Here is a 21,403-nt window from a genome sequence, read left to right on the forward strand (position 1 = left end):
TTATCTATTAGCAGGCTAAGCCGTACATCTGTTCAATAATTTCAACAAAAAAGGCGTCAATCCTGCTTGGATTAACGCTCATAATTAAATTCTTATTATATTAAAAGCACCCAGTGACTCTATTTTTTCTCATGCTCGTTCTCATACAAGTGGGCGGTATCCATCAAGGCTATTAATTCACTAGCATTCTTTTCTAAATAAGCAATTATTTTATCAGATAGGGCATTTCCGAAACTAAAACGCCTCACACCTAAATCTTTCAGCTTGTTACAATTTGTCAGTCCAGGTAAAGATAGCACATTTAGAGGCGCCTTCACTTTAATTGTGAATTCTCTAATCTCATCCTCCGCCATTAAACCGGGGACAAAAATCCCGCTTGCACCACTTTCAACATATGCCTTTGCTCTTTCAATCGTCTCCACCAGAGGACTTTTCTTTTGCAAGTATGTATCGGTTCTGGCGTTAATATAAAAATCTTTATATCCATGATTTTCTAGCGCCGTTCTAATATTGTGTAAAAGCGAGCAGTGCTTAGCGATTTCTTGTAACCCATTCTGCTTTTTATATGAATCCTCAATATTGATGCCAGCTACCCCTGTATCTGCCGTTCTCAAAACATTTTCAACAATGGTTTCAGTATCTTCTCCATAACCAGCTTCAATATCAGCTGAAACAGGAACCTTCACATTCTGTGTGATATTTTTGATAATCTCTAAATGTCTCTGAAAATCTATTAATTCCCCATCTGCATAACCAAGTGAGTTCGCAATGCCCCAGCTGGTCGTACCAATTGCTTTGAACCCTGCCTTCTCAAGCGTTAAGGCAGAAAGTAAATCCCAGGCGTTTCCAAGAAATAATAGTTCCTCTGAAAAATGCATGTCATTGAATTGCTGAATCTTGTTCATATTCATTCCTCCTCTTATGTAATGATCACATTCTACCAAGTAACCTATCGCCATTTCGCCCTCATTCTTGCTCTTATGGTCTGTGTCTGGGTGAAAGACAACAAAAAAAGTGAAGCCATCTTATGCTTCACTTCGAAAACCGTATACCCCACTGATTAAAAAATATCAGCTAAAAAGGACTGTATGGATGCGGGTAAGAGTTGAAAGAACAATCCTTCATATTTAATATCAAGCAGACCAGCAATAATAAAAATAATGATGACTAAAAACAAGATAGTCTTTCTGTATTTCTTAACTAACGACTTCAAAATGTTCCCTCCAATGCTGTACAAGCGTGTCTATACTTTAGAAAGTTTTACTTTTTAGGAGCTTCTCAGCTGCCTTGATACTATCATTTAACCAAATGGGAGTTTGAGGATGAGCAGCGATTTCATCTGCTGTCAGCCAATGGACAGCATCCACTTCTTCTGGACTCTTAGCAAAAGGCTCTCCCTCTTCAAACTCACATAGGAAAACAATATCAATAACTTCACTTCCATCATTTAATTTGAAAGAGGTATTTCTTACATAATCCATCTTTACCTTTACCTTCACTCCAACCTCTTCAAATAATTCTCGTCTAAGCGTTCTTTCTAATATATCTATAGTGTCACCCTCATTTTCCACCGTACCTCCCACAAGAGATAGAAGACCTCCTGCATGTCCTTCTTTCACACTGCGTTCAATTATCATCCACTTGTTATCCCTAAAAATGGCTCCTTCAACATTAACATAAAACACGTAAAACTCCCCTTTAATCGTTTTATTAATTATTTCGCTATAAAGAAGAAAACGTCCTGCTTTTATCCCTTTACACCTAATGTGAAAAAATAATTGAACATTGAATCAAACTTTATTACATAGGTTCAGGATAGTCTGTTATAAAGGAAGGCCCAAACTCGGTGTGAAACCAGGATTAACGTCATTAAAGGATGTTTGTAAAATTTGATGATTAATTTACAGCTGCCTTCTAACTGTGTAATGGAAAATGGATATTATCCCCATGTGCCTAGTGTATAATTATATTAATTATTTAAATAGAGGTGTTTTCAATGGAATCCAAGATTCTTTTTGATATTGGTTTGATAGCTGTAATTATGTTAGTACTCTGCCTTTTGGTGTTTAATGGCTTATTCCCTAGTAAAAATAAAAAACACACCCTATTCAAAGTACTAATCTGTTTATCAATTTTTGTGAGCGTTATAATTTTTCAAATGTAGTTTATACTTCCTCTTCAACCGCAGTATCAATTTAATCGAAAGTTTTCCGTTCCTTTAAATAATATACAAATCTCGGTAGGAAACTATCTGTAACCCATTCATCAAGGGTATGAAAGCTCAAACGCGGCAGGGAAAGCTTGGCTTATGGTCCTCCATCGAGAGAATGGAAGCACGAACTCGTCAGTAAAACAGGAGTAGGGTTCTTCCTCGATAGAATGAAAGCCCGAACATGTCTAAAAAAGAGGTGAAAGGTCCTTCATGGATAGAATGAAAGCCCGAATTCGTCAGAAAAACAGGGATAACGTCCTTCATCGAGAGAATGAAAGCCCCAATTCGTAAGAAAAAGAGGTGTAAGGTCCTTCATCGAGAGAATGAAGGACCCAACTCGTTAGAAAATCAGGGATAAGGTCCATCAACAATGGAATGAAAGCCCATCCTCGTTAGAAAGCCTGCCGTACAGTCATTCAACAAGTAAGTAAAAGCCCCCCACTTACCCAAACAACAAGAAAAATGCCCTTCATTAACGTTTTTGGTACTGCTAAGTAAATCAAAATTGGTAAGTAATATAATTCTTAATCCAATCCTCTGCCACAATTCTTAACATAAAATGACGCGAAACGTTGATAGACTTTATTAAATATCCAACTTATAGTTAACTTTATAGGAGTTGAAAATATGATTGGTATGAATATTCGTATTTTGCGTAAGAAAAACAAAATGAGCCAGGAACAACTTGCGGAGAGGGTAAGCGTTTCTCGTCAGACTGTAGCGAAGTGGGAGAACGAAGAGGCGTTGCCTGATATTCATAAATGTAAAATGCTGGCCGAGATCTTTCAAGTAACTTTGGACCAGTTATCCGGCAGTATGAGTGAAGAAGAGGTAGAGCATCTGGGACCAAAGGGAAAGCAGTTTTTCGGTGTTGTGAAGGTAGGCGAGCGTGGGCAAATCGTTATTCCAAAGCAAGCGAGGGAAATGTATCAGATTCATGCTGGCGATAAGCTTGTTGTTTTGGGGGAAGACGTGACAAAAGGAATAGCCATCTTAAAAACAGATGGTTTTCTGGAGTTTGCCGATTTAATCCGTAAGGCTGAAGCAGCAGAGGGGGAGTAAGAATGAGCAGAATCGTATTTTTTTCGATCCCTGCACATGGGCATACGAATCCGACATTGCCGGTAGTAGCTGAGCTTGTAAGTAGAGGGCATGACGTATGGTACTACTCTTTTTTAGAGTTTAAAGAAAAAATAGAAGGTCTAGGTGCGACGTTTATTCCTTGTGATGAGTTTCTTCCGGTGATTTCTGAAGATGAATTGAACCGCAAAGCCGGAAAAGATTTTGCCGCATTGATTGAAATGATTGTAGACACAACCATTGCTTTAGATGAAAAAGTATGTACGGAATTGAGAGAGATTCAGCCGGACTGCATTGTTTCTGATTCCTTATGCATTTGGGGGAAGTTATTTGCTAAGAAATTAGGAATACCGTATATCTGTTCAACAACCACCTTTGCATTTAATCGGCATACAGCTAAACGGATGAAACGCAGTATAAAGGAAATAGTAGGCATGATAATTGGAATGCCAAGAATTAATAAAAAGTTAGATCTGCTGCGTTCCCATGGGTATGAAGTGAAAAATTTTATATCGATTATTCAAAATGATAATGAAACAGACACGATTGTGTATACATCGAAAAAATTCCAGCCGATGGCCGAAACGTTTTCCGATAGATATTCCTTCGTTGGACCTTCAATCCGGCAGTCTCCTGAAGCATCCGAAGAAAGGAAAGACAGAAAGTTAATCTATATTTCATTAGGAACAGTACTCAATCAAAATAAGGATTTTTATCAAAATTGCATCCAGACATTTGCGGACAGCGACTTTGATGTTTTGATGTCGGTTGGTGAAAAAACGAAGATTAACTCTCTTGGCCGCATTCCAGACAATATTACCGTTCAAAACAGAGTCGACCAGCTGGCCATATTACAGAAGGCAGATGTATTTATTACACATTGCGGAATGAACAGTGTGAATGAAAGCCTGTATTATGGTGTTCCGATGGTCCTATTTCCTTTGCATAGTGAGCAAAGGGCAGTGGCTGATCGGGTCGCTGAACTTGGCGCAGGCATAAAGTTAAAAGGAAATAAGCCAAAGCATCTGGAGAAAGCTGTAGCACATGTGCTAGCGAGTAGGACCTATTTAGAAAATGCCCGGGGGCTCTCTGGTGACTTCAGGAAAGCCGGTGGATCTGTAAAGGCAGCTACTGTAATCTTAGATAAGATAAAAAAATGAGCACATGATTCCAATCATTGTGCTCGTTTTTTATATAGGGTATATTATTATTTGATAATTCTGTCTATGATGGAAATACAAGTATTATTGTATGATATACTTTTAAAACGTTTTCCAAGGAGCGATTCAGCTTGAGTATTCAATTTGAAGTGAAAAGAACGACGAAGGTATCCAAACAAACAGCTTATACAGGTCTGCTTGATCTTGATTCAGCAAAACGATGGATGCAGGGGTTAGTAAGAATAGAGCGATTAGATGAGGGGCCGATGCAGACAGGAAGTCAGTGGATGGAAACAAGAAAGATGTTTGGAAAAGAAGCTACTGAACATTTTGAGGTGGTTGAACTTCAAGAACCGGAGAAAATTGTGCTCCGCTGTGATGGAACGAAAGGAACGACGGGCAAAGGAGAATTTGTGTTTACATACATAGTCGCTTCAGTGGATGATCATGCGGTCATAACTCTGAACGGTGAAATAAAGGGTCTTTCTGGGTTGACGAAAATTTTTGGCAAAATGATGGCAGGAACCTTTAAAAAAGCATGTGCGAAAGATTTGGATGGGCTCATAAGCTATTTGGAAAATAAGCTTGCAAAATGAATAGCTTTTCCTATTTTTCGCAATAATGGAAAAGGTGTTCGGCTTATACAGATTGAATATATAAGAGGTATGATTTTTAGAAAAATTAGGAGGTTAACATGGGAAGATTAATTCATTTCGAAATTCATGTGGATGATATGGAACGAGCGAAGAAGTTTTATGGGGATGTATTTGGCTGGACCTTTGAAGATTGGAGCGAATATGCGGGAACGCCTTATTTCGGAGCGGTAACTGGCGATGCAAATGAGCCTGGTATTAATGGTGCATTGATGAAGCGCCAAAGTCCACCCCCAGCGCCAGGGCAAGCGATGAATGGCTTTGCTTGTACAATGGGAGTAGAAGATTACGATGCTACGGAAGCGAAAATCATTAGCGGAGGCGGAACAGTGGCTCTGCCCAAACATGCGCTGCCTGGAATGGCCTGGCAGGGATACTATATGGATACAGAAGGAAATGTCTTTGGGATACATCAGCCAGATGAGAACGCGAAGTAGGATGCTGTAGCCATCTTTAATTAATGAGGTGCTTTTCTTTAAAAGGAAAAGTACCTTTTTTAATAAAAATATTTGATAAAATGGTGTATAGTCGGAGTGAAAATATTCATATTATGAGAGGCTGGATCAAATGACTTATGAAGAAATTATGCAAAAGCTTGAAGAATTAGGTTCTGAGCAGACAAAAAAAATTTATAACAATCATGGAGTGAAGGAACCTTATTTTGGCGTGAAAATAGGGGACCTAAAGAAACTGGTCAAGTATGTAAAGAAGGATCATGACTTAGCATTAAAGCTATATGCTTCTGGAAATCATGATGCCATGTATTTGGCAGGTCTGTCGGTTAATCCAAAGATCATCTCTAAAGAAACCTTACAAGAGTGGGCGAAAAAGGCCTACTGGTATATGGCAGCAGAATATACGGTTGCTCAAGTGGCAGCCGAAAGTGACTATGCACTTGAATTGGCGAGGGAGTGGATGAAATCTGAGGAAGAAATGATAGCCGTTTGTGGCTGGAGTACATACGCTAACTACCTATCCATCACACCGGATGAGAAATTGGATATAGCTGAAATAAGCACAATGCTAAATCAAGTGAAAAGTAAAATACATGAGGAAAGAAATCGGGTGCGGTATGTAATGAATGGGTTTGTGATATCCGTTGGCACCTATGTCACTGAATTAAAAGAGGAAGCAAAGCAAGTCGCAGAATCTATCGGCAAAGTGCATGTTGATGTAGGAAATACGGCTTGTAAGGTCCCGCTTGCTTCAGATTATATTAAAAAAGTAGAAGAGAAAAATAGAATTGGGATGAAGCGGAAGACATGTATTTGCTGATAGTGTAAACAACAAAGAGGCTGTCGCCAAAAATTGAGTACAGTATCACCAAAAACCCCTCAATTTGAGGAACCAATAAGCCTAATTGAGTACAGTTTTATCAAAAATAGTTCAATTTCGGGAACCAATAAGCCTAATTGAGTACAGTTTTATCAAAAATAGTTTAATTTCGGGAACCAATAAGCCTAATTGAGTACAGTTTTATCAAAAATTATTCAAATTCGGGAACCAATAAGCCCGATAGAGTACAGTTTTATCTAAAATTACTCATTTTCGGGAACCAATAAGCTCAATTGAGTACAGTTTTATCAAAAATTATTCAAATTCGGGAACCAATAAGCTCGATTGAGTACAGTTTTATCTAAACTCATTCATTTTTGGGAACCAATAAGCACGATAGAGTACAGTTTTATCAAACATTATTCAAATTCGGGAACCAATAAGCATGATAGAGTACAGTTTTATCAAAAATTATTCAAATTCGGGAACTAATAAGCACGATAGAGTACAGTTTTATCTAAAATTATTCAAATTCGGGAACCAATAGGCTCAATTGAGTACAATATCATCAAAAATCCTTCAATTTGAGGAATCAACAGCCAAATTGAGTTTTTTAATCATGGGCATATAATTGCACGCTTACAGCACCATCTTTAAAAAAGAAAAAGAGCTGTCCAATAGTCTGAAATAGACATAATGAATAGCCCCTTTCATATTAATATGTTTATTAGAAAGCTGCTGTCCAGCCACCGTCAGCTGTGATCACTGTGCCATTGACAAAGCTAGATTCATCAGAAGCTAAGAATAGCGCTACTTGTGCGATTTCTTCAGGCTGTCCGATTCGAGGCATTACTCCTTGTACTGCTTTTGTGCGCTCCATGCCGAATTGATTAAAGTTCTGCATGGAAGAAGCGATATTCGTTGCTACACCGCCGGGAGCAATGGCATTACAGCGGATGCCTTTGTTTGCATACATATAACCGGTATTTTTTGTAAGACCAATGACTGCATGCTTGGATGCTCCGTAAGTTGCACCTGCGTGAGCACCATTTAATCCCCCAGTTGAAGCGGTATTAATGATCACTCCGCTTTCTTTTTCTAAGAAAATTGGGAGTGCTTTACGCATCGCTCTCATGACGCCTTTTGTATTGATATCAAAAATTAAATCCCAGCGTTCATCAAGAATATCAGCAACTGGTTCAAAACCGTCCATTATCCCCGCGTTATTTACTAAAATATCCAAAGTTCCGTATTCGCTAACAGCTGTATCAATCATGTGGTCAATGTCTGCTTGTTTTGCCACATTGACTTGAACTGCCTTGGCAGTTCCGCCTTTTTCTGTAATCCCTTTAACGACTGTTTCTGCGCCTTCCAGGTTAAGGTCGGAAACGATTACTTTTGCCCCTTCACTCGCATACAATTCTGCAATGGCTTTCCCCATACCTGACGCTGCACCTGTTACGATTGCGACTTTGTCTTTTAATTTCATCCCATATCCCTCCACTTTTTCAAATAATATATATTGAACACGTGTACAATAAAAATTATACTAGAGAAGGTATAGGACTACAATCGACAGAAAATTCGAGTTGTGTTGAGTAATAGACACTTATTTACAATAGTGTTCAGTATGAGGTGAAAAAAATTGAAGCATGATCTTCGAATTGTTAAGACGAAGGATGGTTTGCGTCATGCCTTATTGGATTTGCTGAAAAAGAAGCCGCTGGAAACCATTACGGTCGCTGAATTGTGCCGGGAAGCTACGATTAACCGTGGAACGTTTTACTTGCACTATAAAGAGGTTCATGAAGTGTTTAAGGAATACTTAGAGGTCATTGTTGAGGATTTAAAGCAATCGTACGAAGAACCTTATTTTAAAACGAATTATCATATCCAGAATCTCGAGGCAGATATGATAAAAATATTTCATCATGTTAAGGAATATAAAGACTTTTATCAAATAATATTTGATGAGCGCATTCCGATGATGTATTATTATCTTCTATTTGATACGATTCGTTCATTTATGAAGGAATCGATAGAAGGACACTTCGAATTAGATCAAAGCATTCAGCTGGATTATCTCATTAGCTATCAGACCAATGCGATCCTGGGCATTCTAATCGAATGGCACCGTCATGGATACGAAACATCGATCCATGAGCTGAATCAGCATCTTATCACCATCTTGTCAATCAATAGCCCCTTTCGTAAAATGTAGTTCACCACGTATATATATTGGAGGGACATATGGATTTTATTAGTAATTGGCTGTCGGACTATAATTTGAATTCTACGGTACATAAGTATCTATCAACGATTATTACGATTCTTTTCATAGCGATGATTTGTATTATCGCAAATTTTATTACGAAAAAGATCGTAATTAGAATCATCACTCATATCGTAAACAATAACAAATACCAATGGGACAATATGCTTTTGGATCGAAAGGTTTTCCATAAGCTATCACATTTTGTACCTGCAATTATTATTTATAATTTTTCTACTACATTTGATTACTTTAAAGATTTGATAGAAAAGGGTGCGATCACGTATTTAATTATTGTAGGATTACTGGTACTAAATAGCCTATTAAATGCCATTAATGATATATATCAAACCTATGAAATATCTAAGACAAGACCAATGAAGGGGTATATTCAGGTTGTAAAAATAATCGTTATTACACTTGGAATCATTGTTGTTATTGCGAACCTGATCGGGGAAAGTCCCGTCATCCTACTAAGCGGGATTGGTGCTCTTTCAGCTGTACTCATGCTGGTTTTTAAAGATTCGTTATTGGGACTTGTTGCTGGGATCCAGCTGTCTTCGAATGATATGGTTCGAGTTGGGGACTGGATTCAAATGCCTAAATACGGAGCAGATGGGGACGTGATCGATATCTCCTTAAATACCGTCCAAGTGCAAAATTGGGATAAGACGATTACGATGATTCCAAGCTATGCGTTAATATCCGACTCCTTTATCAATTGGAGAGGGATGCAAACCTCAGGCGGACGCAGAATTAAGCGATCCTTATTTATCGATAAAAATAGTATTTCATTTTGTACAGACGAGATGATTGAAAAGTTTAAATGCATTCACTATCTTTCGGAATATATTCTCAATAGAGAAAGTGAAATTGCCGAGTATAATACAAAAAATGGCATTAACCGGAGCAACCCTGTGAATGGAAGGGCACTTACGAACATTGGTGTTTTTCGCGTGTATGTTAACTATTACCTGCAAAAACATTCCGGGATCAATCAGGAAATGACTTTAATGGTGAGGCAGCTTGCCCCAACAGAACACGGGCTACCATTAGAAATCTATGCATTTTCGAATGATGTCAGATGGGCAGTATACGAATCCGTTCAGGCCGATATCTTCGACCATCTCTTTGCAGTCGCACCAGAATTTGGGCTTCGCTTATTCCAGAGCCCATCTGGGAATGATTTAAGAACGATGCTGGATGAACCAAGAGTGGATGGAGAAAGAGGACATTGAAATAGCGATGAAAAATCGTAAAAACACTCATGAATCTTGTATTTGTGAGTGTTCTTTTATTTAATGGCTGTGTTAAAGCAGAATGTAAATGATATACTAGTTGGTTGATTGCAGCGAAATGCACAAGACGTCTGCTTAGATGAGCGGGTCAGGTGAGACCCCACAGGAGTGTAAGCGACAAGGAGGAACAACACATACCCTTTGATCGCTGAGTGCCTGTAGCATAATTCAACCTCTGCCAATTATGTGTTAATCTGCAACAGTGTCTAAGAAAATATCCTGTAGTGGGTATGAAAATCGAAAAAATATCAAGTATTACTATTTTTTTGTCTGAACAGTATAATCAGGAATGGGAGATGAGACAAATGAATAAAAAAGACATTGCAAACGTCCGCAAACAATTTAAATTAAACAATCGATATATGAATATTCGAGAAATATTTAATGTGTATATAAAGAAAGAATCTGGTGAGATTTACCATCAGGTCAGCCAGCCATTTCAACTGCTGGAGCAGGAAGCGCAAGAATTGTTTTTAACAAACTTCAAAAAGGTTTTGACAGGCAGTCTTGACGCAAAGCTGTTTGAATTAAAATTTAGAAGAGATGTGGAAGATAGCACGCAAATGATTCTCTACAATGGATTGCGGGCAGATACGGAAGAATGGATGGAAAGCATGCTGAGAATCGTCCAGAAAATGTTTGCTCATGCTGTCTATGAATTTGATACAGTGGTTACATTTATCCGGGGAGAATATCAAAAGGCGACAAGGAAGCGTGATCTGGAGACTGAAGAAGGAGGAGACGATGAGGTCTACTCCAATGAATTTACCCTCTGCACGCTCAATAAAACTGATCAGCCGAAAAAAGCGCTGTTATTTGATTATATCGAGAAGGAATTCAAATCAAACAATGCAGTGGACCCAATTATCAATTTGACTGCTCCGTTAACAGGCTTTATGTTCCCGGCTTTTAATGATAACGCTGCAGATGTCAATCATATTCTTTATTATGGTGGAAAAGCCAATCAGCCAGATACGATGTTTATCGAAGAGGTTCTCCATTGCGAAGACATTATCACGGCAATTGAAGAGAAGGATAGCTTTGAACAAATTGTAAAACTGGTAGCAGGGGAAGAAGTCCCTACCAATGTCATTTCGAATGTGTATGAAGAGATTGATAAGATGGTACAGGAGAGTATAGAAAATGAAGAAAGTGAACCTCCTAAACTGGATTCTCGGGACATTGAACGTATCTTAGAGGTAAGCGGTGTGGAAGATGTCGATACCGCGAAAGTTGAACATGCCTTCAAAAGTGTCGTCTATGATGTTAATCATGAAATTAAAGCAAGCAGTATCATTCCAAAATCAATAAAAATCAATACAAAGATTGCTGATGTATCGATTCACCCGAAAGAACTTAAAAATGTGAAATACATTACCTACGAAGGAAAACGATGCCTGCTATTAGAGGTAGACGAAGATGTAGTCGTTGAAGGCTTTCGTTTGCCGAACATGTCAAATCATCAATAAAAGGGAAAAGGAGGTCGCGATTTATAAAATAGCGATCTCCTTTTCTATGTTGATTTAATGCATAGAACAAGACTATTCAGCGTTTTGAAAGTAGTCAGAACTTCCTATAGGAATAGGCCAATTCTCATTTAATGTATCAGCTTTTGTTTTTGTGCCCGCATTTTCCTGTAAATGTAAAATTTGGTCACTATAATTCATTTATGAACCCTTATTTTCCTATAAATGTAATTGTTGGTCACGAATATTCATTTAAGAACTGCGTTTTCCCTATAAATGTAAATTCTGGCCACCAATATTCATTTATGAGCCCGTTTTTTCCTATAAATATAATTCCTGTTCACTAATATTCTTATACCAACCCATTTTTCCTATTATTCTCATTGCAGGCTACAAATAGTTTTCCCTCATTTTTTTAATGAATTCTTTCCTGCTTTTATGTTAAAATACCAAGGTCGTATGATTAATAGAAAGGATACGGAAATGATGAATAAACAAACAACTCAGACGAGGTTGCTGAAGGATTACATTTTCATTATTATTGGTTCGATTTTAGTTGGTTTATCTTATAATATTTTCCTATTGCCTGCAAGACTGGCTGCGGGTGGGGTATCAGGTATTAGTACCATTCTATTTGAGCTTTACCAGTTTAATCCTGCCTATGTTCAGTGGCTGATAAATATTCCGCTATTTTTTGCTGGATTATTTATCCTAGGGAAGGATTTTAGCATAAAAACGTTAGTAGGAACTTTTTTTGTACCGTTTACGATTTGGCTTAGTGCCGATATTCCTTTTACAATTGATAATCCGCTGCTTGCTGCAATTTACGGCGGCATTCTTTTAGGAGTAGGGCTGGGAATTGTTTATCGTGGAAAAGGCTCTACAGGCGGATTGGCAACAGTTGCACAGATCGTTAAAAAATTCACAGGGTTTTCCAGCGGTTATTCCCAGTTAATCGTTGATGGATTTGTTGTTGTCGCCTCTGCGCTTGTGTTTAATCTAGAACTCGCTTTATATGCGATGATGGCGATTTATGTAACAAGCAAAGTGATTGACTTTGTTCAGCTGCAGACTTCACCATCAAAGCTTGTCCTCATCATTACTGAGCAGGAAGAGCAAATTCAAACCATTATTAAAGATGAAATTGATCGTGGGCTAACAAAGATCCGCTCGATTGGCGGTTTCTCTAATAAGGAAAAAACACTAATCCTTTGCGTGGTTGAGCAGGAGGAAGCGATTTATTTAAAAAAGGTGCTGCAGGAGCAGGAACCTACCTCTTTTGTTGTCTTTCTTAACGCCTCTGAGATTCTTGGACGAGGGTTTTCTTTATCTAAAAGTAATGGGTAATATTTTGAAAGAGCAGGAGTCCTGCTCTTTTACTTACCTGAGTAAAATTTTCTTTAATGTCTGTGCATGATCTTTATCTAAGGTACCAAACCCTTCTTTTTCATTGTTGCTAATAATTGTTGCCGTATCATTCCTTTGATTGAACCAAATCTCGTATTCAAATAATCTTTCAGGCATATTTTTATCATATTCAAAAAATAAGGTAGCCTTTACATCTTCCATTCTTGCCATTTTAGGTTCTGCATTAGGTTCCCATTCAACTTGTTTAAATATTTTTCTCAACCGTTCTATCGTTTCCTCATCCGTAATCATCACAGCTTCTTCATAATTTTCATCTGCATTAACCACTTCAACATCAACTCTAGTAAGTTGATTAAAATGAAATTCCTTCGGCGATTTATTCATACAGCCTATTAAAAATATGGCGAAAATAATACTGATGGCAAGAGAGATCTTCGTTTTCCTCGGCAAAAAATCAACTCCGTTTTTAGAAAATTATACAACATTTCCCAACTCTAACACTAGTTTAACAGCAAAAAGGACAGACCTAACGTTTGGCTATTGGTCTGTCCTTTTGATAATTAACTTTGATATTTTTTTCATGTATTAATATTATATGGTGTTAAGAGACTCTTTCTCTCACAACAGTCTTCAGTTCCTTCTCCGGTAAACTCAATGCTGCGACTGCAACAACAATTAATGCACCGCCAATCAGCTGGTAGCCGCCAAACGATTCGTTAAGCCAGGTGATCGACACGATAACGGCGACAAGCGGTTCGATGCTTGATAGAAGGCTTGTCTCCATGGCACTCAAGTGTTTTAAACTCCCGATATAAAGCACAAATGAAAGGGTCCCGCTGAGGATGGCTAGAAATAGCATCGTGGAGGTTTCAAATGATAGAGTTTTTGCAATGGCTTGAAAGCTAAACTGCCGATTAAATAAGAGCAAAGCAATCCCTGCAAGCAGCATCCCCCAGCCAACGATGAGCGGAGATCCCCATTTTTTTATTAATGAAGCAGGCTGTAACGTATAGAAGGTGAATCCAATGGCCGTTAGTAATCCAAAGATAATAGCTATTTTTGTTAAAATGATATTTTCGATCGATCCGTTTGTAATAAGAAAAAAGATTCCGGAAAGCGCGATAATAATTGACAGCAATTGAATTAACGTCGGGAGTTTCTTATATAGAATTGCAACGTAGACAGTAATCAATACCGGCCCAAGAAATTGAAACAACGTGGCAGTGACCGCATTGCTTATTCTGACTGTTTCAATAAACGCATATTGCGCCCCTAACATACCGATGATTGCAAAAATGACTAATTGTATCCATTGCCGTGGGTCCTTCCAAATAGCAAAAATCTGTTGTTTCCTAATCGATAAAACAGCTAATAGGATGATTCCTGCTAAGAGGAGCCGAATAATTAAAAAGTCTATGGAAGTAATGGCTGTTTGCTGAAAGAGCCATTGAATGATTGGACCGGATATTCCCCATAATGTTGCCCCGCTTATGATCATTATTAATCCAAGACGGCGTGATGTTTTCATGATGCATACCTCCTAAATACATGATTGTTATGATTGAAATTGCTAAGCATAGAGGTATTATATATAATAACTGATACCGTATTAAGTATCAGATTATTAAATATCAAGGGGGTCAGTTTTAATGCTGGAGATTACACCAAAGCTTGATAATAATAGTGAAACGCCATTATATGTCCAACTTTATGAATATATAAAACAAGAAATTAAAGCAGGAAACTTAACTCCAGATGTAAAGCTCCCATCAAAAAGAAAACTAGCCGCCCATCTGTCGCTAAGTCAGAACACAATTGAAGCCGCCTATGAGCAGCTAATAGCTGAGGGGTATTTACTGTCCATTCCACGAAAGGGCTATTATGTATGTGAACTGGACCAAAGTCTAGCAGATAGCAGAGGTCAGCGATCAGCCAATTTTATAAAAGAAAAACAATATCAAGACGCTAGCTGTTTATATGATTTTACACAAACAGGTGTAGATACACGTTCCTTTCCATTTGGGCTTTTTCGCAAACTGACGAATGAATTATTACGCTCAGAGAATGATCGATTAGTAAAGCTTGGTCATCCACAGGGAGACTATGATTTTCGTAAGGCCATTGCAAAATATCTTTATGAATCACGCGGTGTCTGCTGCTCACCAAGTCAAATTATTATTGGTGCGGGTACACAATACTTAATAAGATTGCTGTTTCAATTACTAGAAGGTGGAATATTTGCAGTTGAAGATCCTGGATATCACCGCAGACATGTTGCTTTTGAAAGATGGGAATGGGTGAAGAGGATTCCATTAGACCAGGAGGGGATGATTGTTTCGGAGCTTGAGGAAAGTGGGGCAAATGTAGCATTTGTTACACCATCCCATCAATTTCCATGCGGGATGATCATGCCAATCTCAAGAAGGATGCAGCTGTTGCACTGGGCCAATTTAAGAGAGGACCGATACATAATTGAGGACGACTATGATAGTGAATTTCGTTATTCCGGTAAGCCCATTCCTGCATTACAAGGATTAGATACGAATGAAAAAGTGGTTTATATGGGAACCTTTTCAAAGGCATTGCTGCCATCACTAAGAGTAAGTTATATGGTTCTCCCCAAGCAGCTTATCGATAGATATCAGAATGAATATTTCTTTTACGCACAAACTGTTTCGCGGATGGATCAAGATCTCTTAAGAAGGTTTTTAGAAGAGGGGTATTGGGAAAAGCAAATCAGTAAAATGAGAGTGATCTATCATAAAAAGAGAGATATCCTCGTTGCAGAAATAATGAAACAATTCCCTGATTCTGCTGAGATAATTGGCCAGGATTCCGGTCTGCATGTGTTAATACGTATCAATAATGGCATGACAGAACAAGAATTAATTAAAGAAGCCAGTTGTTTTAATAGTAAGGTCTATCCACTATCTGCTTATGGAAGCCATGATAATAAGACGGTTTTACTAGGGTATGCGACTTTATCTGAAGAAGAAATAGTGGATGCAGTTAAGATGCTGGCACGGGCTTGGTTGTAAATGGCTACAAATGAAACTTTGTTCTTCATTCACTTGATGAAGGACACTATCTGTGTAATCTCACTAAGTTGAGTCCTTCATAGCCTTAATGAAGGACTCAACACTTGATAACCGCGGCAAAGCAAGTCTATCATAAACCCGATGAAGGACTCTATCTGTGTAATCAGACCAAGCTGAGTCCTTCAATAGCCTCAATGAAGGACCAATCTCTTGAAAGCCAGCAAAGCACGGTCCTTCATATCACCAATGCAGGAGATTCTATTCAGCTTATTTAAACTTATTAGCAAATCGAATCGCTCTGCTCATGACTGTCGGCACAACAGATGCATGATTTTCTTCAGGAGCCATATATAAATCACTGTCCACAAATAAGTGCTGTGACTCCTTTAATTGTTCAAGCAGTTTTTGTGCATCATCAACCATGAAGCCTTCAAGCTCACCAACTGCCATAAACAATCGTCTTTTTTTGTCTTCTTTTGTTTGATTGGACAACCAGTCCCTAAAGGCAAGCATTTCATGATTGTTCCACCAAATGGAGGGACTAACAGCAAGATACGTCTGGAAAGTATTTGGTGCTGTGAACAATGTCCATATCGTAAATAGTCCGCTGAGAGAATGTCCGAATAAAGCTTGTTTTTCTTTATTAATTGAATAGCGTCTTTCAATTTCGGGCTTCAATTCCTCTTCTAAAAATTCTAAAAATCTCCCCGCACCTCCATGGTCACCTAAATCTTTTCCCTTTAGCCGTTCTGGATATATATAGTCTTTCGCAGGTGCAGTAAAATCAAGAAAGCGTCGCCTGGATGCCTCTTTGTCTTCTCCCGTATGCCCGACTCCAACAATGATCGCTTCATTGACTAAGGTCTTTCGTGCATTCTTAGATTGCAAACGTACAACATCTCGAGCAAACTGAAAATAAGAATTGCCATCAAGAATATAGATAATCGGGTACCCATCCTCATGGGGAGGGGAGGGAGGCAAAGCAACTTTAATGTTGTATGAATAACCGGTTCTTTTGGAATGCAAGATCCATTCCTCCGCATTTGCTTTGCTTACTTTATCCATATTTCCTCCTATTCACACTCGGGAAGTGCATCATACCCATAGCAAACAGGGGAGCCGTTTTCTGGATCGACCATAATGCGTGCATCAATATGGAACACTTCCTTTAATACATCCTTTGCGATGATTTTTTCAGGTGGTCCGACGTTAATAATTTCACCGTTCTTCATAGCAATAAGTTCATCTGAAAAACGGGCGGCATGGTTAATATCATGAAGAACCATAACAATCGTACAGCGATGCTCCTTATTCAGCCGATCTACGATTTGCAGAACCTCAAGCTGATGAGCTAAATCTAAATAGGTAGTTGGCTCATCTAATAACAAAATACTCGTTTCCTGAGCAAGCGCCATCGCAAGCCATACCTTTTGGCGCTGCCCGCCTGAAAGCTGAGCAATTTCACGGGTTCGAAAGGCGCTCGTTTTTGTAATGTCCATTGCCCAGTTAATCACTTCCATATCCTTACTGGACAGCGTACCCACATTCTTGCGATGGGGGAAGCGGCCGTAAGAGATAAGCTCTTCAACCTTTAATTGTAATGGTGCCTCAGGGTTTTGCGATAGAAGGGCCAGCTGCTTGGCAATCGCTTTTGTTGAGATGCCTTTCATATCCTGTTCTTGTAAAAAAACCTCTCCGCTTTGCTGCTTCAATATCCGTCCAATCGTTTTCAATAAGGTCGATTTCCCGCAGCCATTCGGTCCAATAATCGTTGTAATTTTTCCTTTTTTAATTTCCGTGCTTAGATTTGAAAAAACAGTAAACTTTTCATATTTAGTTGTTAATCTTTCAGCACGAATTACCGTTGTACCCATCTTTTCATTCTCCTTCTATGCCTTTGTTTTGATTAATAAATAGAGGAAGTACGGGACACCAAGGATGGCCACGATGATACCAACCGGAATTTCTGCAGGTGCAAATATGGTTCTCGCAAGATAATCGGAAAAGATAACAAGAAACATTCCGATTGCTGCACTTGCCGGAAGTACATACCGATGATGAATTCCTACAAGCTGCCGTGCAATATGAGGTGCAATTAGTCCAATAAAACCAATGCTGCCTGATACGGAAACACAAGCACTAATGACCCCGATGCTGCTCAATAGCAAAATCGCCTTTTCTTTTTCGACCTGAATTCCAAGACTCTTAATGGACACTTCCTCCAGCTGGAAATAATCCAATAGGTGGGCTTTCCGGTAAATGACAGGGATAAGAATGATCAGCCAAGGGATCATGGCAATTATAAACATCCAGTTTGCATTATAAATACTGCCTGACATCCAAACCGTTGCCATCTCAAAATCACTTTCACGCATTTTCAATGAAATATATAAAGAAAGCGCACCAAACCCTGTGCATATCGCAATCCCAGATAAAATTAATCGCTGTGTATCTAATTTTCCATTCGTCCAGGCAAAAACATAAATGAGGATGGCAGCAGCCAATCCACCGACAAAGCCAAAAATGGGCATGATTAAAATCGATAACCAATTCGAGCTGCCAGAAACAGCAAGCTCCATTTGAAAGAAAAACATAAATATAACGATAGAAGCACCCGCTCCAGCGTTGATGCCTAATATCCCCGGATCAGCTAATCCGTTCCTTGTAATTCCTTGAACAACGGTGCCTGCGATTCCTAATCCTAGTCCAACAAGGGCAGCAATCACAATCCTCGGAAGACGGAATTGAAAGATAACCAAATCAAACTCATTCGTTGGGTTCATTCGCAGCAATGTTGTGACGATATCCTTTACCGACATATCAAAGGTACCGTTTGTAATATGGATATAGATGGCCAATAAGATAGCTCCAGTAAGAAACAGCATATTGATAAAAAAACGGCTTCGATACTTATTATGCACGACGCTCGCCTCCTCTCGTCCGGATTAAATAGAGGAAGAAAGGAACACCGATTAATGCAGTAACCACACCGACTGGCGTTTCAAATGGGAAATTAATAAAGCGGTTTGCTACATCGCAAAGGGCAAGAAAGATGCCGCCGATAATCGCAGAACATGGGATCACAAACCGGTAATCCATTCCAACAATGAATCGAGTGATATGAGGGATAATTAATCCCACAAATCCGATCTTGCCAACAAGTGCCACAGCCGTTCCTGTTAAACAAACAACGATGAGGATACTAAGAACCTTAACCCATTTTGTACGCTGGCCGAGACTAATCGAAATATCTTCACCAAGCGATAAGATGGTGATGGATTTAGAAATGATCAGTGCAAGGACAAGTCCAATGAGGCCGATAGGGAGAGCCAGCATTAGTATTTCCGGATCAACCTTGTGGATTTTTGCATTATACCAAAAGGCTAAGTCTTGAGAAACCTGGAAATGGGTAGCAAGCACAGACGACAAGCTGCTTAAAAATGTGCCAATGACCGTTCCGATAATCGCTAACCTAACAGGTGAAAGGCCATTGCGCATGACCGAGCCAAAGCCAAAGACAATCCCAGCGCCAAGTGCTGAACCAATCATCGAGAAAATGATCATATTAATATTCGACATAGCCGGGAAAAAAATCATACAGATGGTAATCACAAATGCCGAACCGTCCGTAACTCCCATAATAGAAGGGGAGGCAAGATAATTTCTTGTCATCCCCTGCATAATCGCTCCAGAAATGGCAAGGAAGGCACCAACAAGAAGTGCCGCTACTGCCCGAGGAAGTCTGGACTGCATAATAATGTTATGATCGACATTCGCAGAATCAAAATGTACAATCGCCTGCCAAATGGTTGATACATCAATTCCTTTGGTCCCGTATAAAACAGATAAGGCAATCGTAAGGATGATGAGAAACGGTGATGCGCAAATAATCAAAAATGGCACAGAACGGGTTTTCCGCAATCGTTTCATCGTAACATCCATTACTTAGATAGGTTTTCGACAGCAGCTTGTAAGAAGTTCACCTTGCTCCATGCAGTACCGCCTTGTGCCATAGGATCGACAGCGTTCACGAATATTTGATTATTTTTTGCTGCGTCAATGCTTTGGAAGATCGGGTTCTTTAATATATCATCTAAAGCGGCTGGGTTGTCGCTGTTCTCACTTTTCTCAAATTGCAGGAAAATAATATCTGGATTTACATCTGCCAATGTTTCTAGACTAATTTCTTCTTGAGCAGCTGTTTTCCCAATTAATTCTGGTACTTTTAATCCTAAATCATTATAAATAACGGGATTTAAATAAACATCGGCTGGATAAACAAACATACTTCCTTGACGAACTCTTATAACGAAAACCTCTTTATCTTGTAAACTGGCAGCAATAGTGGCTTTCGCTTTCTCGGCATCAGCCTTGTAATCAGCTATAATTTTATCGGCTTCTGCTGTCTTGCCTGATAATGTTCCCATTAAGCGCAGATTATCTTCCCAGTTTGTAGATATATGAGATACAGGTATCATTGTACGAATTTTATTTAACTGATTAGCTACTTCTTCCTTGTATTTAGAAGAACCTAAGATGACATCCGGCTTTAAGGAAAGAATGGTTTCATAGTTTGGTTCTGTTTTTTCTCCAATAGAAGTGGCACCTTCTAAATCAGCAGCAAGATAGGCTGGTAACTCGCCGGCTGTTGTCACAGCTCCTAACGGCTTAACTCCCAGTATCGCAGCATCTTCCATCGATTCTAAACTAGCTGCAATAATATTTTTTACTTCAGCTGGAAGTGTATAGGATTGACCTAAGTATGTAATCGTTTGTTCTGTTGGAGCAGCTTCTTCTTTTGCTACTTCCTCTGTTTTCTTTTCCTCATTTGTATCTGTATTAGTAGACGCACCCTCACTGTTTCCGCAAGCAGCTAAAAAAGACGCAGTTAACCCAATTAATATAAGACTCTTTCTCATAGTTATATCTCCTTTATTATCAAACTTTCAGTTTCGTGTAAGTAGGCCTACTTATACAGATGTAACAAATGATAACGATTATCAATTTCAATTACAAACTCAATTTAATTCATCCCACAGGAAATGTCAACCATATTTTTAGAAAAAACTGCCTAATAAATTCATAAAAATTCACAAAAAATTCACATAGAAAGAGGGCCTGAACAAGAAAAAATATAAATACTCGATAAATTTTCAAAGTTGCTAGATAAAAAGAAAAATATGCTAGATAAATCATTGAACGCGCAAGATAAATCAAAAAAGTTGCTAGATAACTTCGGCAAAACGCTCAATAAGTTCAAAAAAAGAATGAAATTTGAACAATGAATAATCGAAATGCTAGATAAAATCAGAAAGTTGCTAGATAACAGTTTGAACGTGCAAGATGAATCAAAAAAGCTGCTAGATAACTCCAGTAAAATGCCCGATAAGTCCAAAAAAGAATGAAAATTTGCCGATGAATATCGAAATGCTAGATAAGTTCGGTAAAATGCTCGATAAGTCAAAAAAAATGAAGTTCGGATAATGAATAAATGAAATGCTAGATAAAATCAGCAAGCTGCTAGATAAAAGATAAAAAGTACTAGATAAATCGATAAAGCTGCTAGATAACTTCAGTAAAA

Annotated in this window: 22 protein-coding genes; 10 read left to right on the top strand and 12 right to left on the bottom strand. The window is 38.6% G+C overall.

Annotated features, from left to right (window positions below):
- Nucleotides 1-119 precede the first annotated feature (119 nt).
- From ASU02_RS06660 to ASU02_RS06665, 3 genes are all read right to left on the bottom strand, one after another.
- Nucleotides 120-905, bottom strand: a complete 786-nt coding sequence (locus ASU02_RS06660) for an isocitrate lyase/PEP mutase family protein (RefSeq protein ID WP_057762233.1) — start codon at nucleotides 903-905, stop codon at nucleotides 120-122.
- Between the two features lie 155 nt (nucleotides 906-1,060).
- The gene (locus ASU02_RS26625) at nucleotides 1,061-1,213 is read right to left on the bottom strand and encodes a hypothetical protein (protein ID WP_198317412.1); all 153 of its coding nucleotides are present in this window, start codon (nucleotides 1,211-1,213) and stop codon (nucleotides 1,061-1,063) included.
- A 37-nt stretch (nucleotides 1,214-1,250) separates the two neighbouring features.
- A complete protein-coding gene (locus ASU02_RS06665; RefSeq protein ID WP_057762235.1) occupies nucleotides 1,251-1,685 on the bottom strand; it encodes an NUDIX hydrolase in 435 nt (144 codons plus the stop codon).
- Nucleotides 1,686-2,839: 1,154 nt separating this feature from the next.
- Between ASU02_RS06665 and ASU02_RS06670 the strand changes: the two genes are divergently transcribed.
- The 5 genes from ASU02_RS06670 to ASU02_RS06690 all read left to right on the top strand — a co-directional run bounded on the left by ASU02_RS06670 (nucleotide 2,840) and on the right by ASU02_RS06690 (nucleotide 6,380).
- Entirely contained in the window at nucleotides 2,840-3,274 is a 435-nt protein-coding gene (locus ASU02_RS06670) for a helix-turn-helix transcriptional regulator (RefSeq protein WP_057762237.1), read from the top strand.
- A 2-nt stretch (nucleotides 3,275-3,276) separates the two neighbouring features.
- A complete protein-coding gene (locus ASU02_RS06675) occupies nucleotides 3,277-4,452 on the top strand; it encodes a macrolide family glycosyltransferase (protein WP_057762238.1) in 1,176 nt (391 codons plus the stop codon).
- Between the two features lie 131 nt (nucleotides 4,453-4,583).
- Nucleotides 4,584-5,048, top strand: coding sequence for an SRPBCC family protein (locus tag ASU02_RS06680; RefSeq protein WP_057762243.1), 465 nt, complete (start codon nucleotides 4,584-4,586; stop codon nucleotides 5,046-5,048).
- A 98-nt stretch (nucleotides 5,049-5,146) separates the two neighbouring features.
- The gene (locus ASU02_RS06685) at nucleotides 5,147-5,542 is read left to right on the top strand and encodes a VOC family protein (RefSeq protein ID WP_057762245.1); all 396 of its coding nucleotides are present in this window, start codon (nucleotides 5,147-5,149) and stop codon (nucleotides 5,540-5,542) included.
- A gap of 130 nt (nucleotides 5,543-5,672) precedes the next feature.
- Entirely contained in the window at nucleotides 5,673-6,380 is a 708-nt protein-coding gene (locus ASU02_RS06690) for a DNA alkylation repair protein (RefSeq protein ID WP_057762247.1), read from the top strand.
- 727 nt (nucleotides 6,381-7,107) lie between these two features.
- Here the strand turns inward: ASU02_RS06690 and ASU02_RS06695 are convergent.
- Nucleotides 7,108-7,869: an SDR family oxidoreductase gene (locus ASU02_RS06695; RefSeq protein ID WP_057762249.1), complete on the bottom strand. Its 762-nt coding sequence runs from the start codon at nucleotides 7,867-7,869 to the stop codon at nucleotides 7,108-7,110.
- Nucleotides 7,870-8,025: 156 nt separating this feature from the next.
- Between ASU02_RS06695 and ASU02_RS06700 the strand changes: the two genes are divergently transcribed.
- The 4 genes from ASU02_RS06700 to ASU02_RS06715 all read left to right on the top strand — a co-directional run bounded on the left by ASU02_RS06700 (nucleotide 8,026) and on the right by ASU02_RS06715 (nucleotide 12,763).
- Nucleotides 8,026-8,601, top strand: coding sequence for a TetR/AcrR family transcriptional regulator (locus ASU02_RS06700; protein ID WP_057762250.1), 576 nt, complete (start codon nucleotides 8,026-8,028; stop codon nucleotides 8,599-8,601).
- A 29-nt stretch (nucleotides 8,602-8,630) separates the two neighbouring features.
- Nucleotides 8,631-9,890 (top strand): mechanosensitive ion channel family protein, encoded by a 1,260-nt coding sequence (locus ASU02_RS06705; protein ID WP_057762252.1) that lies wholly within the window; start codon nucleotides 8,631-8,633, stop codon nucleotides 9,888-9,890.
- 365 nt (nucleotides 9,891-10,255) lie between these two features.
- Entirely contained in the window at nucleotides 10,256-11,419 is a 1,164-nt protein-coding gene (locus ASU02_RS06710) for a DUF4317 domain-containing protein (RefSeq protein ID WP_057762253.1), read from the top strand.
- 483 nt (nucleotides 11,420-11,902) lie between these two features.
- A complete protein-coding gene (locus ASU02_RS06715; protein WP_057762255.1) occupies nucleotides 11,903-12,763 on the top strand; it encodes a YitT family protein in 861 nt (286 codons plus the stop codon).
- 33 nt (nucleotides 12,764-12,796) lie between these two features.
- Here the strand turns inward: ASU02_RS06715 and ASU02_RS06720 are convergent, their stop codons facing one another.
- Together ASU02_RS06720 and ASU02_RS06725 are read right to left on the bottom strand one after the other, a co-directional pair.
- On the bottom strand, nucleotides 12,797-13,234 hold the full coding sequence (locus ASU02_RS06720; RefSeq protein ID WP_232426175.1) for a hypothetical protein: 438 nt from the start codon (nucleotides 13,232-13,234) through the stop codon (nucleotides 12,797-12,799).
- A 151-nt stretch (nucleotides 13,235-13,385) separates the two neighbouring features.
- On the bottom strand, nucleotides 13,386-14,312 hold the full coding sequence (locus ASU02_RS06725) for a DMT family transporter (RefSeq protein WP_057762258.1): 927 nt from the start codon (nucleotides 14,310-14,312) through the stop codon (nucleotides 13,386-13,388).
- Nucleotides 14,313-14,433: 121 nt separating this feature from the next.
- Between ASU02_RS06725 and pdxR the strand changes: the two genes are divergently transcribed.
- Nucleotides 14,434-15,822, top strand: a complete 1,389-nt coding sequence (gene pdxR, locus ASU02_RS06730; RefSeq protein ID WP_057762260.1) for a MocR-like pyridoxine biosynthesis transcription factor PdxR — start codon at nucleotides 14,434-14,436, stop codon at nucleotides 15,820-15,822.
- 267 nt (nucleotides 15,823-16,089) lie between these two features.
- Here the strand turns inward: pdxR and ASU02_RS06735 are convergent, their stop codons facing one another.
- The 6 genes from ASU02_RS06735 to ASU02_RS26880 all read right to left on the bottom strand — a co-directional run.
- Nucleotides 16,090-16,887 (bottom strand): alpha/beta hydrolase, encoded by a 798-nt coding sequence (locus ASU02_RS06735; protein ID WP_057762262.1) that lies wholly within the window; start codon nucleotides 16,885-16,887, stop codon nucleotides 16,090-16,092.
- Between the two features lie 8 nt (nucleotides 16,888-16,895).
- Nucleotides 16,896-17,696: an ABC transporter ATP-binding protein gene (locus tag ASU02_RS06740; RefSeq protein WP_057762264.1), complete on the bottom strand. Its 801-nt coding sequence runs from the start codon at nucleotides 17,694-17,696 to the stop codon at nucleotides 16,896-16,898.
- A gap of 15 nt (nucleotides 17,697-17,711) precedes the next feature.
- Complete coding sequence (locus ASU02_RS06745; RefSeq protein WP_057762332.1) at nucleotides 17,712-18,707, bottom strand: FecCD family ABC transporter permease; 996 nt, start codon at nucleotides 18,705-18,707, stop codon at nucleotides 17,712-17,714.
- A gap of 28 nt (nucleotides 18,708-18,735) precedes the next feature.
- The gene (locus ASU02_RS06750) at nucleotides 18,736-19,743 is read right to left on the bottom strand and encodes a FecCD family ABC transporter permease (RefSeq protein WP_057762334.1); all 1,008 of its coding nucleotides are present in this window, start codon (nucleotides 19,741-19,743) and stop codon (nucleotides 18,736-18,738) included.
- 20 nt (nucleotides 19,744-19,763) lie between these two features.
- Nucleotides 19,764-20,741 carry an iron-hydroxamate ABC transporter substrate-binding protein gene (locus tag ASU02_RS06755; protein WP_057762266.1) on the bottom strand — a complete coding sequence of 326 codons (978 nt, stop codon included), beginning with the start codon at nucleotides 20,739-20,741 and terminating at the stop codon, nucleotides 19,764-19,766.
- A gap of 441 nt (nucleotides 20,742-21,182) precedes the next feature.
- The coding region (locus tag ASU02_RS26880) for a hypothetical protein (RefSeq protein WP_232426176.1) at nucleotides 21,183-21,403 on the bottom strand (221 nt) is incomplete at its 5' end.

This window comes from Cytobacillus praedii (assembly GCF_001439605.1).
In the GTDB taxonomy this organism is placed as follows: Bacteria; Bacillota; Bacilli; order Bacillales; family Cytobacillaceae; genus Cytobacillus; species Cytobacillus praedii.

What these genes read in the sequence shown, in the direction of transcription:
- ASU02_RS06660 (WP_057762233.1), bottom strand. Translation starts at nt 905, where the DNA reads ATGAACAAGATTCAGCAATTCAATGACATGCATTTTTCAGAGGAACTA.
- ASU02_RS06670 (WP_057762237.1), top strand. Translation starts at nt 2,840, where the DNA reads ATGATTGGTATGAATATTCGTATTTTGCGTAAGAAAAACAAAATGAGC.
- ASU02_RS06675 (WP_057762238.1), top strand. Translation starts at nt 3,277, where the DNA reads ATGAGCAGAATCGTATTTTTTTCGATCCCTGCACATGGGCATACGAAT.
- ASU02_RS06685 (WP_057762245.1), top strand. Translation starts at nt 5,147, where the DNA reads ATGGGAAGATTAATTCATTTCGAAATTCATGTGGATGATATGGAACGA.
- ASU02_RS06690 (WP_057762247.1), top strand. Translation starts at nt 5,673, where the DNA reads ATGACTTATGAAGAAATTATGCAAAAGCTTGAAGAATTAGGTTCTGAG.
- ASU02_RS06695 (WP_057762249.1), bottom strand. Translation starts at nt 7,869, where the DNA reads ATGAAATTAAAAGACAAAGTCGCAATCGTAACAGGTGCAGCGTCAGGT.
- ASU02_RS06705 (WP_057762252.1), top strand. Translation starts at nt 8,631, where the DNA reads ATGGATTTTATTAGTAATTGGCTGTCGGACTATAATTTGAATTCTACG.
- ASU02_RS06710 (WP_057762253.1), top strand. Translation starts at nt 10,256, where the DNA reads ATGAATAAAAAAGACATTGCAAACGTCCGCAAACAATTTAAATTAAAC.
- ASU02_RS06715 (WP_057762255.1), top strand. Translation starts at nt 11,903, where the DNA reads ATGAATAAACAAACAACTCAGACGAGGTTGCTGAAGGATTACATTTTC.
- ASU02_RS06725 (WP_057762258.1), bottom strand. Translation starts at nt 14,312, where the DNA reads ATGAAAACATCACGCCGTCTTGGATTAATAATGATCATAAGCGGGGCA.
- pdxR (WP_057762260.1), top strand. Translation starts at nt 14,434, where the DNA reads ATGCTGGAGATTACACCAAAGCTTGATAATAATAGTGAAACGCCATTA.
- ASU02_RS06735 (WP_057762262.1), bottom strand. Translation starts at nt 16,887, where the DNA reads ATGGATAAAGTAAGCAAAGCAAATGCGGAGGAATGGATCTTGCATTCC.
- ASU02_RS06740 (WP_057762264.1), bottom strand. Translation starts at nt 17,696, where the DNA reads ATGGGTACAACGGTAATTCGTGCTGAAAGATTAACAACTAAATATGAA.
- ASU02_RS06745 (WP_057762332.1), bottom strand. Translation starts at nt 18,707, where the DNA reads ATGCTGTTTCTTACTGGAGCTATCTTATTGGCCATCTATATCCATATT.
- ASU02_RS06755 (WP_057762266.1), bottom strand. Translation starts at nt 20,741, where the DNA reads ATGAGAAAGAGTCTTATATTAATTGGGTTAACTGCGTCTTTTTTAGCT.